Below are 14,833 nucleotides of genomic sequence, written 5' to 3' on the forward strand. Positions count from 1 at the left end.
GAAGAAACATAATCTGTGTTTCAGGATATACGGCTCATGCTCTTAGCGTTGTCAGAAAGGAACAGCGGCTTTTCAGCTCCCCGTTCTTCAAGTTCCCTAAGTAATAATCTGTAGGTATCAGGTGTAATGAACTCGCTGAGATAGCACCAGGTTAACAGGTCCATCAGGTCATCTGCCTGAACGGGAACCTCGTTGAAACGGACACGGTAAAAATCAATCAGCACTTGTAAAGTCATACAATCCCCTCCTCAATGTTTGCGCTTGTAGTTTACCATGAAAAGTGAAGAGAGGAATAAAATTGAAATTTTCAATCTTCAGACAAAAATCGCGAGAAACTGTAGTGTTTTGACGAAATTAGGCAGATGAGTCCGCCTGGGAAAATTTATAAGCCATTACAGCAAGGTGCAGGTTCAGACGGTCGCCTGCTGAATCAATATTCAGTCCGGTTTTTTTCTCGATCTGTGTCAGTCTGTACTTTAATGTATGGCGGTGGATGTAGAGCTTCGCAGCAGTCTGCTGAATATGACAGTTGTGTCCAAGATACGTTTCCAGTGTAAGGATCAGATCCGTCCGATGCCTGTCACCTTTGACAAGATCTCCGAGATAATCACTGTAGAACTGCTCAAGTGGTACCCCGGATTCCTGCATCTGAATGAGGAGGTGGTAAAAGCCCAGGTCATCATAGTGAATAATATCCGTTTTGCTAAGAAGGAGGGAAGAGTAGGAAACGGCATATTCTGCTTCCCGGCCGCTGGTGGAAAGGTTCCCTATGCTCTGGTACGGCCTTCCGATGCCAATTGTTAACGGCTCACTGTAATGAAAACGCCAGTGTTTTAATATCCCCTCTGCGTATGTTCTAAGCTGCTGTTTATCTTCTGTTTTGGACGGTCCATTTGTTTCAATCAAGGCAACGAGGGCATCTGTTTTCGGAAGCAGGATGCTCTGGCTCGTGCTTTTTGATAATTGCTGGGATGCGATATAGTGAAGTTGCTTACCAAAGTCCTGGTGCTTTTTGGTGAAGAGGCTCTGCATTTTGACTTTTGCATAGAGAACAGCCTGTTTTTTTGAAAGATCAAAACCGAGCTTGAATCCTCTGCGGAGAGCGGTGTTTTCATCAATGTCCTTTTTTTGCAGTACTTCTTCTACAAGCTCTCCCTGAAGCCGGACCTCTGTTTCCTCAATCGCATATTCCTTTACGAATTCAATACCAATTAAAGTAGCTACATGCTCAAGAATAACCTCGTCCATTTCTGAGGAATACGTTTTTTCGTTAATCATCAAAAGATACCCGTAAATAAACTCGCCTGTTTTAACAGGTGTTAAAAAGCATGGAAAATTGTGCCAGACATAGTGGTGAAACCTTTTTTCCTCTCTGCTCAGGACATCTACATAGTCTTTTAAAGAAAAAGGATCGTTGTTCATGTAGATTCCGTTTTTCTCCACCTGCATTTGACCGTGTCTTTTTACATAAGCGTGGAGCTGGAACATATCATCAAATACAAACATACTCGAATGGGTAAGTTCACTGAGCTTTTTTAATATCTGATCAAGCCCGTCGTTACTAAGGGCGAGTTTTGTCATTTCTTTATGGATGGATAGGGAATCCTCCAGTATCCTGATCTGACGGTTCGCCATCTGTTCCAGAATCGCTTTTGTAACAGTTGAAAAGTTGATCGAAGGTGGTATTTCGATCAGTGGCAGGCCGGCATCATCTGCAGCATCAATCAGTTCATCCGGAATATGGGGAATGTAAAACCCTGTATAAAGAGCCATCCCGGCGAGCTTCTTTTCCTTTATCAAAGAAATGAGTCTCTCTTTATAAGGTGTATCCTCATTCAAACCAAACCCCGTAGTAACAAGAAATTCCCCCTCCTGAAAACGAGAGATATCTTCAATAATTTCAACAGTTGTGACCCACTTGATTGTGTGATCAGTACCTGATTCTCCGGCTCTGATAATCGTTTCATGCAGTGCCGGAAGTTTTAATGCTTCTTTTATTGTAAGCATGGTCACACCCCCTGAATATCATTTATACACCATGTATAAAAAGGAGCAGAAAAGATCCTCTGTAAAAGCGAATAGTCATATAAAGCCTTTTTGAATAAGATGAAATAAAGAAGCGCTTACTCTAAGTGTAGGTGCAATTATCTGATTTTTCAATCTTTAAAAAGCTGCATGCAAAGGAGGGAGTAATAGTGAAGGAAAGTTACTTAATCAAACCCTTATTAGACGAAAATTACCCTGTTGCGGCTTATGGTAAAGGTATTTATTTATATGATTCGGAAGGAAAGGAATACATTGATGGCTCATCCGGTGCTGTAACAGCAGGAATCGGTCACGGTGTTCTTGAAATCGCGGCTGTCATGAAAGAGCAGGCGGAAAAAGTCTCGTTTGTATACAGGTCGCAGTTTTCAAACGAGCCGGCAGAGAAGCTGGCAGTAAAATTGAAATCGTGGGCGCCGGGAGACGTAAATTGGACTTTTTTTGTTAACAGCGGCTCTGAAGCAACGGAAACAGCTCTTAAAGTGGCCCTTCAGTACTGGCAGGAGAAGGGTAAGCCCACAAAGACTAAAGTTCTCTCACGCTGGATGAGTTATCACGGAATTACGCTTGGTGCATTATCCATGTCAGGCCACGTTGGCAGACGAGAGAGGTTCACGCCTCTGTTGGAAGACTTTCCTACGTTAAACCCACCTTATTGTTACAGATGTCCTTTTAACAGGACCTATCCGGAATGTGCCCTTCACTGTGCTAAGGAACTTGAAACCGCGATCAGAAGAATTGGTGCAGATCACATTGCTGCTTTTATAGCTGAGCCGATTATCGGCGCATCAGGGGCTGCAGTTGTCCCTCCTGATGGATATTATGAAACCATATCCGAGATATGTAAAAGAAACGATATTTTATTTATTGCAGATGAAGTGATGACCGGTATTGGGAGATGCGGAACCCGGTTTGCGATTGACCACTGGAATGTAACACCGGATATCATGGCTCTCGGTAAAGGCCTTGGAGCCGGATATGCACCTATTGCTGCTACAATGATCAGCGACCGTGTAATGGAGCCGATCTTTAAGGGGTCAAAGTTAATCATGAGCGGGCATACGTACAGTGCCAATCCTCAAAGTGCCGCTGTTGCCTTAACTGTACTCAACTATATCGAACGCCATAATCTTATTGAACAATCAAGAAATGTCGGAGCATACTTGAAAGATCAGCTAAAGGTCCTTCAGCAGAAATATCCAATGATCGGGGATGTAAGAGGAAGAGGGATGCTTACGGGCGTGGAATTTGTATCCAACATTTTTAACAAGCTTCCTTTTGCCTCGGAAATTCACGTCTCACGGACGATTATCGAGCGTGCGATGAAAAAGGGACTCATCGTCTATCCCGCTTCAGCTGGTGTGGACGGACTCGGAGGAGATGCTGTCATCATTGCTCCGCCGCTTGTAACGAAAAAAGAAGAAGCAGACAAAATTGTCCGCCTGTTCGATCAGACAGTAAAGGAAGTACAGGATGAACTGCAGGTTGGCGGTTTTTTCAGCTCAGTAGGGTAAGGGGGAACTTCGATGGATAAAGTCATGAAATCGATTAATAAAACGATGACAGTTGAAAAAGCCTTATCGTTCATGGAAGACGGGATGACGATTATGTTCGGAGGGTTCGGCGGTGTAGGAAATCCTCCTTCCCTTATCGAGGGCATGCTGAAAAAAGGGATAAAGAACCTTACACTGATCGGAAATGATGCCGGTTTTCCTGATATCGGAGTGGGGAGGCTTGTGAGCCAAGGGAGAGTAAAGAAGCTCATCGCCTCCCACATAGGCTCAAACCCGGTAGCAGGAAAGCTCATGACAGAAGGAGCCTTGGAAGTGGAATTCTCTCCCCAGGGTACTCTTGCAGAACGGATAAGAGCGGGGGGAGTAGGGCTCGGAGGAATATTGACCGATACAGGCGCAGGCAATCCGATTGTCGGAAAAGGTAAACAATCAGTAATTATACAAGGAAAATCGTACTTTGTTGAAACGGCACTCACTTCGGATATTTCCATCGTGAATGCAAAGAGCGCAGATAAGTATGGAAATCTTATTTATGATACGAGCGCCAGAAATACAAATCCTCTTGTAGCAATGGCAGGAAGAATGACATTTGCAGAAGCGGACAGCATTGTGGAAACAGGTGATCTCGATCCTGAAGCAATTGTAACCCCTGGCGTCTTTATTGATGGAATTGTCCAATCAGAAGGAGTGAACTGGAAATGGGCCTGGGAAGAGAAGTAAGAGAAAAGATTGCAAGACGCGCAGCTCAGGAAATTATGCCGGGAATGGTCGTTAATCTCGGTATCGGGATACCTACTCTCGTAGCAGACTTTGTTCCGACGGAAGTGCCGGTTATGTTTCACGCAGAAAACGGGGTGCTCGGGACTGGTCCAAGCCCCGAAAAGGGAAATGAAAATACTCTTTTGTGCAATGCAGGTGGATTTCCAATTACGGCAAGTAAAGGAGCTTCCTATTTCGACAGTGCCACAGCGTTTGCCATTATCAGGCGGGGAAAATTGGATATGACCATTATGGGTGCTTTGCAGGTAAGTGAACAGGGAGATCTGGCAAACTGGATCGTGCCGGGAAAACGGGTTCCCGGTATGGGAGGAGCAATCGAACTGGCTGAAAAAGCAAAACGAGTACTTATTCTCATGAACCATACAGACAAATACGGACAGCCTAAAATTCTCAGGAAATGCAGTCTTCCGTTAACTGCTTCACTGTGTGTAAATCTGATCATTACCGAAATGGCGGTAATCGAAGTAACAAAAGAAGGACTCTTATTAAAAGAAGTATTCAGCCCGTTTACAGTAGAAGAGGTCATAGCGTGCACCGAACCACAGTTGATCATAGATTTAGCCAGCTTGGATAAGGAGGAGCGTTATGGATCGTAAACAAAAAGAGGTCATTTCATGGATAAAAAAATCGGAAACAGAAGCGGTTGAGCTTTTGCAGCGCTTTATACGTGAACCATCCACCCAGATGAATGAAGCAGGTATACAGAACCTGGTAGCAAGTAAACTTGATTCCATCGGATGTACTGTGGACATGTGGGAACCGGGCGGTGAAGAACTTACCAACCATAAAGCGTTCATATCCCCCCGGGGTAACTTTACAGGAAGCCCAAACGTTGTCGGCGTGAAGAAAGGAAAAGGAAAGGGAAAGTCTCTCGTGTTAAACGGACATGTCGACGTAGTCCCTGAAGGTGACCTGAAAGACTGGCATACCGATCCCTACAGTGGAGAATTTAGAGATGGGCGCATTTACGGCCGCGGTGCCACAGATATGAAAGGTGGAAATGTGGCTATGCTGCTTGCCATGGAAGCACTCCATGAATGCGGTGTTCAGCTGAAGGGCGATCTTATTTTTCAAAGTGTCATAGAAGAAGAGAGTGGAGGGGCCGGAACCCTTGCTGCTATTTTGAGAGGGTATACAGCTGATGCTGCAATCATTCCCGAGCCTACAAATATGAAGATCTTTCCCAAACAGCAGGGCTCTATGTGGTTCAGGCTGTTCGTAAAAGGGAAGGCCGCACACGGAGGTACGAGGTACGAAGGTGTAAGTGCCATCGAGAAGGCCCAGTGCGTTCTCAATGAATTAAGAGAGCTTGAAGCCGTCCGTAACAAAAGGATAAAGGATCCTCTTTATTCGCAAATTCCAATTCCAATACCGATAAATGTAGGTGTTATTGAAGGTGGTGATTGGCCCTCCTCGGTATCTGACTTAGTTAAAATTGAAGGCAGGTGTGGTATTTCGCCTGATGAAACAGTAGAGGAAGTACAGGAAGAATTCTGTAATCATTTAAATAGACTTGCTGAAAAGGATCCGTGGTTTATGGATTATCCCGTGGATATTGAATGGTTTGGTGCACGCTGGCTTCCGGGGGCAATACCTCAAGATCATCCACTCCTGTCCATTCTGACAAAGCAATATGAGCATATATGCCAACAGCCTCCCAAAGTTGAAGCTTCACCATGGGGAACAGACGGGGGACTTCTTACAAATATTGGAAACACTCCATCGATTGTTTTCGGACCTGGAGTGACGCAGATGGCTCATTTTTCAAATGAATATATTGAGTTAAGCAGTGTGCTCGACTGTGCAGCGATTATTACCCTAACCATCATGGATTGGTGCGAACAACCAAAGGAGGATCAGAGTGATGAAAAAACAAGTGCAGGTTAAGTCAAATATTCCCGGCCCAAAAGGGGCTTCTCTTCTGCAAAGACGCGATCTTCATATACCGAAGGGACCGTTTAACACTGCTCCTACATTTGCAAAAAAAGGTGAAGGAGCGATTCTTACTGATGTAGATGGAAACAGGTTTATAGATTTTGCCGGAGCGATAGGATCATTAAATGCAGGGCATTGCCCGAAGGAAGTTGTAGAGGCTGTTAAAGCCCAGCTTGATGCCTACATTCACCCGTGTTTCCACGTCATGATGTATGAACCCTACGTTGAGCTTGCGGAAAAATTAAATGAAATAACCCCGGGGGATCATTATAAAAAGACGTTCTTTTTGAACAGCGGAGCGGAGGCTGTGGAAAACGCAGTCAAACTTGCCAGAAAATATACTGGTAGAAAAGCGGTCATTTCTTTTGAGAGGGGGTTTCACGGAAGAACGTATATGGCAATGAGTCTGACGAGTAAAGTGAAGCCGTATAAGTATGAATTCGGTCCTTTTGTAGGCGAAACATATAAGCTTCCTTACCCTTATTATTACAGAAAGCCGGAAGGAATGACTGACGAAGACGTTGACAGAGAGTGCTTAAGACGGCTCGAAACGTTCTTTTTATCAGATGTGTCCTACGAAGAGACGGCCGCTGTTATTCTTGAACCCATTCAGGGTGAAGGCGGGTTTGTGGCGCCGAGCCGAAAATTTGTCAAAGGTGTGAAGGAGATCTGTGAAAAATATGGAATAGTGTTTATAGCGGATGAAGTTCAAACGGGATTTGGCAGAACCGGGGAACTGTTTGCATGTGATCATTATGATATCGTTCCGGATCTCATGACGATGTCTAAATCAATTGCAGCGGGCTTTCCAATCAGTGCTGTAACCGGCAGGGCGGAAATCATGGATTCTGCAGGGATCGGTGAAATTGGCGGGACTTACGGCGGGAGTCCTCTCGGTTGTGTAGCCGCACTTGAAGTCATCCGGTTAATGGAAAGAGACCAGCTTCCAAATCGCGCAAAAGAGATTGGTAAAACGGTAATGGGGTACTTTCAAAAATGGCATGAAAAGTATGAAGAGATTGGTGATGTGAGAGGCGTAGGTGCGATGAATGCCTTTGAAATTGTCACCGACAGAGAAACGAAGGAAGCGAACAAAGAGCTCACACAAAAAATGATTCAGTCCTGCATTCAAAAAGGACTGTTGATTATGGGGTCCGGTCTTTACGGTAATGTTATTCGGACTCTCTCGCCCCTTGTCATTTCCGAAGAAGAACTCCATGAAGGACTACTTATCCTAGAGGGCGTTTTAGAGGATATGTGTACGTATCGTCAGAAGGAGTGAATGGATATGAAGAAAAAGTTATTTATTGGTGGTGAATGGGTGGAGGGATCCTCTTATAAGGATCTTTTATCCCCTTATGACAGAGAAGTCGTGGCTCAGATTCCATCAGCTACAGAGAAGGAAACGGAACAGGCTGTAGTTTCAGCTTTTAAAGCCAGGAAGGAACTTGGTAAACTCCCGGCTCATCAAAGAGCTGAAATTTTAGACAATGTAAGCAGGTTATTAGAGGAGAGGCGTGAAGAAGCAGCCCGCCTTATCTCACAGGAAGCTGCTAAACCGATCCAGACAGCCAGAACGGAAGTGGCAAGAAGTATAATGACCTATAAGTTTGCAAGTGAAGAAGCGAGAAGAATAAAGAATGAAATGATTAATATGGATGCTGCCCCCGGCGGGGAAGGACGAATCGCCTATGCTGTCCGTGAACCTGCTGGCGTAGTGGCAGCCATAACGCCTTTTAATTTTCCGATGAACCTTGTAGCACATAAGCTTGGACCTGCAATTGCTGCAGGTAACCCGGTTATATTAAAACCTGCCTCACAGACACCGCTCAGTGCATATTTTATAGCTGAGATCTTCGAAAAAGCGGGACTTCCAAAAGGAGCGTTAAATGTTATTACCGGGAAGGGAAGCGTGGTCGGGGAAAAGCTCGTCACTGATGACCGGATAAGTGTAATCACATTTACAGGAAGTCCGGAAGTGGGTATTGCTCTGCGGAACAAAGCGGGTTTAAAGAAGATGACATTGGAGCTTGGTTCCAACAGTGCCGTTATTATTGATGAGGGCGTAAATGTAGAAGAGATTGCCGACCGGCTCGTGTTAGGTTCTTTTGCTTATCAGGGGCAGGTGTGTATCAGCCTTCAACGTATATTTGTTCACGAATCACTGAAGCAGGAAGTAATTGATGCCATGAAAAAACGCACCGACCGTCTTATCTTCGGGCATCCTCTTGATGAAGCCACCGATATCAGTGCACTTATATCAGAGGATGACTGCAGCCGCGTTTTAAGCTGGATTGATGAGGCAAAGGACCGTGGGGCAGAAGTGGTCTGCGGCGGGACGCGTGAAGGCAATGGAGTACTGCCTACCATCCTGGCAGATGTTCCAACCGACAGTTCTGTTTCCTGTGAGGAAGTATTTGGTCCGGTTGTTCACATTAATTCCTTCTCAGACTGGGATCAGGCTATAATTGAAGTGAACAGCTCTGATTACGGACTGCAGGCTGGTGTATTTACGAATGATATGAAAAAAGCGTTCCAGGCAGCGGAGGACCTTGAGGTGGGAGGCGTTCTTATCAATGATATCCCTACATTTCGAGTTGACCATATGCCCTACGGCGGTGTGAAGAAGAGCGGCTTCGGACGTGAAGGAATTAAGTATGCCATTGAAGAAATGACGGAACTGAAGCTCGTATCGTTTAAAAAATAAGCTGTTTTCGGAAACATTGTTGTTTTGTCAATAATAATGATGGAGTGAAAGGCGGCGACTCCGGGAATAGCATCAGCTACGAGCATTACAGAATTAGCTGCGAGTTGCTTCGACGAATGTACATCGAAGACTAAGCTAGTAGAGGAAGAAGCAGAAGGCAACTTTTCCGAGGAGGCTGAAGCGATGCCCGCGGAAAGCGCCCGCCTGTAGCGGAATTTACTCGGCTCTCACAATGCTGATTCCCATAGAGTATTGCTTTTGATGAAAAAGATGATCAAGCCGGAGGGGCCGAGACTCCTGCAACAGCTTGGGCCGGGCAGGATCATGGAAAAGCGATAAATAATAATGAGGGTGTCGCATCAGGTCATTATAACCTTGAGGCACCCTCTTAAGCAGTTCAGGACATAACAGAAGAAAAGCAGGAAGGAGTTTTATATGATGAATAATAAATGGGATTTCGACGATGAGAATGACAGGCTTGTTGCTTATCTGCCTTCTTTTACATATAACGATTCGGTCAAGCTTAAAGAAGACATCAATAATGCTGTACGGGGAAAACGGATTGTTTATACACTTTCCGAACATACCGGTGCCCTGAAAGACTTGGGCTTTTCCGTTGAAGCGGAGACGAGCGGATTCTTTGAAGGGGAAAAAGCGATTATTCTGACTCAGTACGATAAAGAGGAGCGGAAAAATTCAAAAACAAAAACAGAAAATGAAGAAGTCCTGAATAGGGTAAGAGAAGATTCAAAGCAAATCTCACAGCCTTGTCTGTATCCGGTCGGACTTGTTCAGGACAGAGACCTTAAATCTCTTGCTGCTCTTTACAAAAAGGTTTTTCCTAAATATCCAACTAATATTTTTGATCCTGAAGCGCTGAAAAAAGCAGCCGAATCCGATTATCTATTTGCAGCTGTAAAAAATGGAGGCGAAGTCATTGCTGCTGCATCGGCAATGAAAACCGGATACAGAAGTGCAGAGATTACAGACTGTGCTGTTAAACCGGATTACAGGGGTAATCAGCTTCTTCATTATTTGGTGCTTGATTTAGAAGAGGAGTGCAGGAAAGAGGGGATTAACCATATTTTCTCTATAACCCGGGCTCGTTCTACTGGAATGAACATGACGGTCAAACGCCTTGGTTATCAATATGAAGGGACACTTATTAATAATTGCATAATTACAAGCGGGTTTGAGGATATGAACGTATGGAGTCAAGCCTTAAAGTAAATAAAAAAACCAAAGTAAAAGCGGCCGGATAATGGCAATCGTTGCGTGCCATAGGGGAGAGAGCGTCCAACCTGCTATAAAAGAATGCTGTTTAATATAAGTTGTTGCCTTTGCTGAAAAAGTAATTATGTTTAAGTCGAGGAAGCTTGCCGTCACAGCCTCGGAAGAGCCCAAACGGCAGGACCGGCCGTTTTAATAGTTGGCAATGGCTTCGCGCGGTGCGCGCCAGACGGGAAGAACGCCCATCAGAATGACAGCACCGGCTCCGCTCATTGCATTTAGCAAAAAGCCCAAACGGCAGGACCGCCCGTTTGGGCTTTTTGCTATCTGTCAAAGTTAAAGTAGTTTTTCTTCAGGAATTTTGGCTGGTTCATGAGTGTTTTGTAGGAGAAGGTCATATCGAGCTTTTTTGTATCGATCAGCATGAACTGATCTTCAATGTCCGCGATTTGTTCTTCTTCAATATATATCATTTCACAGTCTGAACATTTGATAGAGGGAACCTGCGTAATTTCAACGGCCCGGCTTCCATCCGGAAGCTCCCAGTAGGCTGACTCCAGACTGTGAATGGCTTTATCCGATTCGCACCATTTACATTTCATAAGAGCACCCCCTGCTTAAGCTTCTTCACTTTTATCAGTCTTTTCTTCATACATCTTTTGTTCTTTTAAATATTTGCGTTCTTTCATTTGATCCCGTTTATCCCTCTGGTCTTTGAGTGTCCGGTGGTTTTCATCCTGCTGGTAGGTTTTACGGCGTTCAATCCGCTGAAGTCCCTCCGGCATAATTGAACTTTTTTCGTCGTTCATTAAAGCAGAAATTCCGATGCGCTTTTCGTCTTTCTTCTCATAGTAATTAAAGAAATAGGCGTCTGCTGTACCTGGTGTATACTCTTTTGGTTCAGGATACGTGGTAATAACGCCTTCAAAGTTTCTTAACACGACTTTATCGTGACTTTGGGAGATCATGTAGTTTGGCTGAAGGGTGATTTTTCCTCCGCCGCCTGGTGCATCGACAACAAAAGCGGGTACAGCATATCCCGATGTATGCCCGCGAAGTCCTTCTATAATCTCCAGCCCTTTCGAAACCGGTGCTCTGAAGTGACCGATTCCTTCACTCAGGTCACATTGATAGATATAGTAAGGGCGGACACGAATTTTTACAAGATCGTGCATAAGCTTTTTCATAATCTCGACACTGTCATTAATGCCTTTGAGGATTACCGCCTGGTTGCCGACGGGCACCCCGGCATTAGCTAGCATTTCACAAGCCTTTTTCGATTCTTCCGTAATTTCCAGGCTTGTATTGAAATGTGTATTCAGCCAGATAGGGTGATACTTTTTAAGGATATTACAGAGATTCTCCGTGATTCGCTGTGGAAAAACTACAGGAGCCCGGGTGCCGATTCGGATAATTTCAACGTGATCAATTTCACGAAGGTTTTTTAGCACATACTCTAGAATCTGATCATTTATAAGAAGGCCGTCTCCGCCGGAAATTAAGACGTCCCGCACTTCAGGGGTCGAGGCAATATATTGAATGGCTCCGTCAAGTTGCTTCTTAGGGACTCCCATTCCGATCTGGCCTGAAAACCGGCGTCGCGTACAATAGCGGCAGTACATCGAGCACTGGTTGGTTACCAAAAACAATACACGGTCAGGGTATCGGTGTGTTAGGCCCGGGACGGGAGAGTCTTCATCTTCGGAGAGAGGATCTTCCATGTCATATTTGGATTTTTCGATTTCTTTGGATACCGGTACACTTTGCATACGGATCGGACAGCGCGGGTCATCCGGATTCATTAAGGAAGCGTAATATGGTGTAATGTTTAATGGAATGGTTTTTGTTGATATTTTCACTCCGGCTTCTTCATCGGGTGTAAGGTTAATAACCTTTTTTAAATCATCAAGGGTTCTGATGGTATTAGTGAGCTGCCAGATCCAGTCATTCCATTTTTCTTCGGGCACACCTTTCCACAATTCAATGTCTTTCCAGTGGCGTGCTGGCTTGTAAAGGTCCATTTTCATTTGTATTTCCTCCCGCAAAATATTCTCATGTAATAGTTAATGCAAAAACCGTGCCAAGTGTATCTTGTATTTAAATAAGTCCATAAACCTTTATCTGTAAGCATTGGAGAGTATGAAGGGGAAAGGATAAAAATAAGAGTGCCGGTTTTTTGGCACTCTTTACTGTTGTTTTGGAATCTATAGATTCTTATTTATTTGTATAACTTTTTCTTGAACCTTTTCCGCGTCCAGCTGCACGCCTCCGAGCTCCAGGTCATTTGATGAATTAAAATCCTTGTACGAGATCATAAGAGTAAATAAGGGTTTAAGCTATTGGAGGGGCAAAGCCAAGTTTTCTTTATCGCTCGTGACCAAGGTGCTTGCGCGTTTGTTCTTAAAGGTTGTATTTTGTTATCTTGTACTGCAATGTTTGTCTTGGCATCTGAAGCATTTTAGCAGTCTGTTTTACGTTCCTGCCTGATTCGTTCAGTACTTTTGCAATCATTTCTGCTTCGTAATTTTCTACCTTTGTTTTAAGCGCACCTGAAAAAAAACAGCCGTTTTCAGACCGATCAGGTTTAATGTGCAGAGGAAGGTGATCGGGTGAAATGATTTCATCGGTCATATTCATTGCTGCTTCAACAGCATGCCTGAGTTCCCGGATGTTGCCGGGCCAGTTATAATGCTTAAGGATTTCAGATGCCTGTTTGTCTGTACCGGAGACGAGTTTATTAAATCTGAAATTATACATAGACACAAAGTGATCCACCAATAATGGAATATCCGTACGCCGGCTCCTTAGGGGGGGAAGATGAAATGAAACCACGTTGAGGCGGTAGTAAAGATCCGGACGTAAAAGGTTTTTACTTAAAAGGGACGAGGGGTTTTCGTTTGTTGCAGCAATAATCCTTACGTCAGTAGAGAAGCTTTTATTGGAACCTACCCGTCGTATAATACCGTCTTCCAAAACGCGCAGTAATTTAGCCTGAAGATCCATGGGCAGAGTCTGGATTTCATCCAGAAACAGTGTACCTCCGTGGGCAAGTTCGAAAAATCCTTCCCGTTCTTCAGCCCCTGTAAAGCTCCCTTTCACTGTACCAAAAAGGATACTCTCAAGAAGCGATGCGGGGATAGCCGCACAGTTCTGGGAGATAAAGGGGCGGTTTCGTCTTGGTGAATGGTTATGAATCGCCTGAACAAGAAGCTCCTTACCAGTGCCGGTTTCACCGTAGACAAAGACTGGCGAGGTCGTTTTAGAGACTTTCTTACCCTGTTTAATAATCGATTCCATCTCTGGAGAACAGGTGAGGATATGATCAAATTCATAAGAAACGTGATTGTCCTTTACTTCCAGTGCTTTATTTGACCGGTCATCCATTTTTGCCTGAAGATCCATAAGTTTCAGGGAGAGATCCCGCACGCGGCTCATATCCTTGGCTATTTCAACCGACCCGATTAAGCTGCCGGACACTATGATTGGAATGGTTGTATTTACTGTATCGATAAGCTTTCCTTTTAAATTACGGTACGTTTGGTGCTGATTAAAAATGGGGTTGCCTGTTTTCATGACTTTTATAAGCGTGCTGGTTTCTGCAGAGAGGGAGGGGAAGACGTTCAGAAGTGGTTTTCCGATTACATCTGAAACATCCAGCCCATCATGGTCTGCGGCGATTTTATTATAATAGATCGTGATTCCATCCTGATCGATTACATGAATACCTTCATCAATACTGTTTAATATGGCTTTTAACATCTCATTTGTATCGGTGTTTGTAACAAACATAGGACAGAACCTCCCCTGTGCCGGAATATTGGTTAATGTGCTGAATATTCAGCACATTTTTATCGTACTAAGAATCTCTGCTGATTGCAAGATGATTTCCAGAAAATTGTTTTGTTACTATGAATCTACTAATGAAATAAAGCTAAAGTCCGCGTTACGATTATAAATGTCAGTGATGACAGCACTATTGTAATTTCAAGGAGGTTATTCCAATATGAAAAAATGGTTTATGGCTGGCGCAGTAGCCCTGGCAGCACTGGTACTTCCGGATCAGGCTGATGCGTCTTCAGAACAATATACAGTTAAAAGTGGCGATACACTTTGGAATATCAGTCAGCAGTATGGAACGACAGTTGATCAATTAAAAGCAAACAACGGCCTTACGGATGATCTTATTTACCCAGGTCAGACATTGACAGTAGGAGAGGCGGTTATTAATGAAGGGGAGCTTGACCTTCTTTCCCGTCTGGTACACGCTGAAGCAGAGGGAGAATCTTATGAAGGTAAAGCAGCAGTTGCAGCAGTTGTGCTCAACCGTGTGGAAAGTTCTGAGTTCCCTGACACGGTTGAAGGCGTCATTTATGAAACCCACGGAAGCGGTGGAATTTTTGCGTTTGAACCGGTTCAGAATGGCCAGATTAATAAGCTTGCCGATCAGGAATCCATTAATGCAGCAAGAGATGCAATGAATGGTTATGATCCTTCAAACGGAGCATTGTTCTTCTTTAACCCCGAAACCTCCACGTCAGAGTGGGTAAACCGACTCACAATTGACTCTCAGATTGGAAACCACGTATTTGCTTCCAATTAATAGAAAAAAGCAGCCGTTTCCGGC

General features: G+C 44.3%; 13 protein-coding genes. 8 read left to right on the forward strand and 5 right to left on the reverse strand.

Annotation, left to right across the window (positions count from 1 at the left end; translation table 11 throughout):
- Positions 1–20 precede the first annotated feature (20 nt).
- Entirely contained in the window at positions 21–236 is a 216-nt protein-coding gene (yppF, locus tag EBO34_RS04555; protein ID WP_122896744.1) for a YppF family protein, read from the reverse strand.
- A 118-nt stretch (positions 237–354) separates the two neighbouring features.
- Positions 355–2,007, reverse strand: coding sequence for a PucR family transcriptional regulator (locus EBO34_RS04560; protein WP_122896745.1), 1,653 nt, complete (start codon positions 2,005–2,007; stop codon positions 355–357).
- A 188-nt stretch (positions 2,008–2,195) separates the two neighbouring features.
- On the opposite strand from EBO34_RS04560, the gene EBO34_RS04565 reads away from it, so the two are divergent.
- The 7 genes from EBO34_RS04565 (at position 2,196) to ablB (ending at position 10,209) form a co-directional block, all read left to right on the forward strand.
- Entirely contained in the window at positions 2,196–3,557 is a 1,362-nt protein-coding gene (locus EBO34_RS04565) for an aspartate aminotransferase family protein (RefSeq protein WP_122896746.1), read from the forward strand.
- A 12-nt stretch (positions 3,558–3,569) separates the two neighbouring features.
- Complete coding sequence (locus tag EBO34_RS04570) at positions 3,570–4,277, forward strand: CoA transferase subunit A (RefSeq protein WP_122896747.1); 708 nt, start codon at positions 3,570–3,572, stop codon at positions 4,275–4,277.
- Positions 4,256–4,933: a 3-oxoacid CoA-transferase subunit B gene (locus EBO34_RS04575; RefSeq protein ID WP_122896748.1), complete on the forward strand. Its 678-nt coding sequence runs from the start codon at positions 4,256–4,258 to the stop codon at positions 4,931–4,933. Before EBO34_RS04570 ends, EBO34_RS04575 begins: the two co-directional genes overlap by 22 nt.
- Complete coding sequence (locus EBO34_RS04580) at positions 4,923–6,224, forward strand: peptidase (RefSeq protein ID WP_122896749.1); 1,302 nt, start codon at positions 4,923–4,925, stop codon at positions 6,222–6,224. Before EBO34_RS04575 ends, EBO34_RS04580 begins: the two co-directional genes overlap by 11 nt.
- Entirely contained in the window at positions 6,202–7,554 is a 1,353-nt protein-coding gene (gene gabT, locus EBO34_RS04585; protein ID WP_122896750.1) for a 4-aminobutyrate--2-oxoglutarate transaminase, read from the forward strand. Before EBO34_RS04580 ends, gabT begins: the two co-directional genes overlap by 23 nt.
- The gene (locus tag EBO34_RS04590; RefSeq protein ID WP_122896751.1) at positions 7,555–8,979 is read left to right on the forward strand and encodes an aldehyde dehydrogenase family protein; all 1,425 of its coding nucleotides are present in this window, start codon (positions 7,555–7,557) and stop codon (positions 8,977–8,979) included.
- A gap of 438 nt (positions 8,980–9,417) precedes the next feature.
- Complete coding sequence (ablB, locus tag EBO34_RS04595; RefSeq protein WP_183163708.1) at positions 9,418–10,209, forward strand: putative beta-lysine N-acetyltransferase; 792 nt, start codon at positions 9,418–9,420, stop codon at positions 10,207–10,209.
- Between the two features lie 323 nt (positions 10,210–10,532).
- Here ablB and EBO34_RS04600 read toward each other — a convergent pair whose 3' ends face one another.
- The 3 genes from EBO34_RS04600 to EBO34_RS04610 all read right to left on the reverse strand — a co-directional run bounded on the left by EBO34_RS04600 (position 10,533) and on the right by EBO34_RS04610 (position 13,998).
- Positions 10,533–10,811: a YokU family protein gene (locus tag EBO34_RS04600; protein WP_122896753.1), complete on the reverse strand. Its 279-nt coding sequence runs from the start codon at positions 10,809–10,811 to the stop codon at positions 10,533–10,535.
- Between the two features lie 15 nt (positions 10,812–10,826).
- Positions 10,827–12,236, reverse strand: coding sequence for a lysine 2,3-aminomutase (gene kamA / locus EBO34_RS04605; protein ID WP_122896754.1), 1,410 nt, complete (start codon positions 12,234–12,236; stop codon positions 10,827–10,829).
- 373 nt (positions 12,237–12,609) lie between these two features.
- On the reverse strand, positions 12,610–13,998 hold the full coding sequence (locus tag EBO34_RS04610) for a sigma-54 interaction domain-containing protein (RefSeq protein ID WP_122896755.1): 1,389 nt from the start codon (positions 13,996–13,998) through the stop codon (positions 12,610–12,612).
- Between the two features lie 214 nt (positions 13,999–14,212).
- Here EBO34_RS04610 and EBO34_RS04615 point away from each other — a divergent pair, with 214 nt between their 5' ends.
- On the forward strand, positions 14,213–14,809 hold the full coding sequence (locus EBO34_RS04615) for a cell wall hydrolase (RefSeq protein WP_122896756.1): 597 nt from the start codon (positions 14,213–14,215) through the stop codon (positions 14,807–14,809).
- The last annotated feature ends 24 nt before the right edge of the window (positions 14,810–14,833 follow it).

The sequence above is a fragment of the Alteribacter keqinensis genome (assembly GCF_003710255.1).
GTDB lineage: Bacteria > Bacillota > Bacilli > Bacillales > Salisediminibacteriaceae > Alteribacter > Alteribacter keqinensis.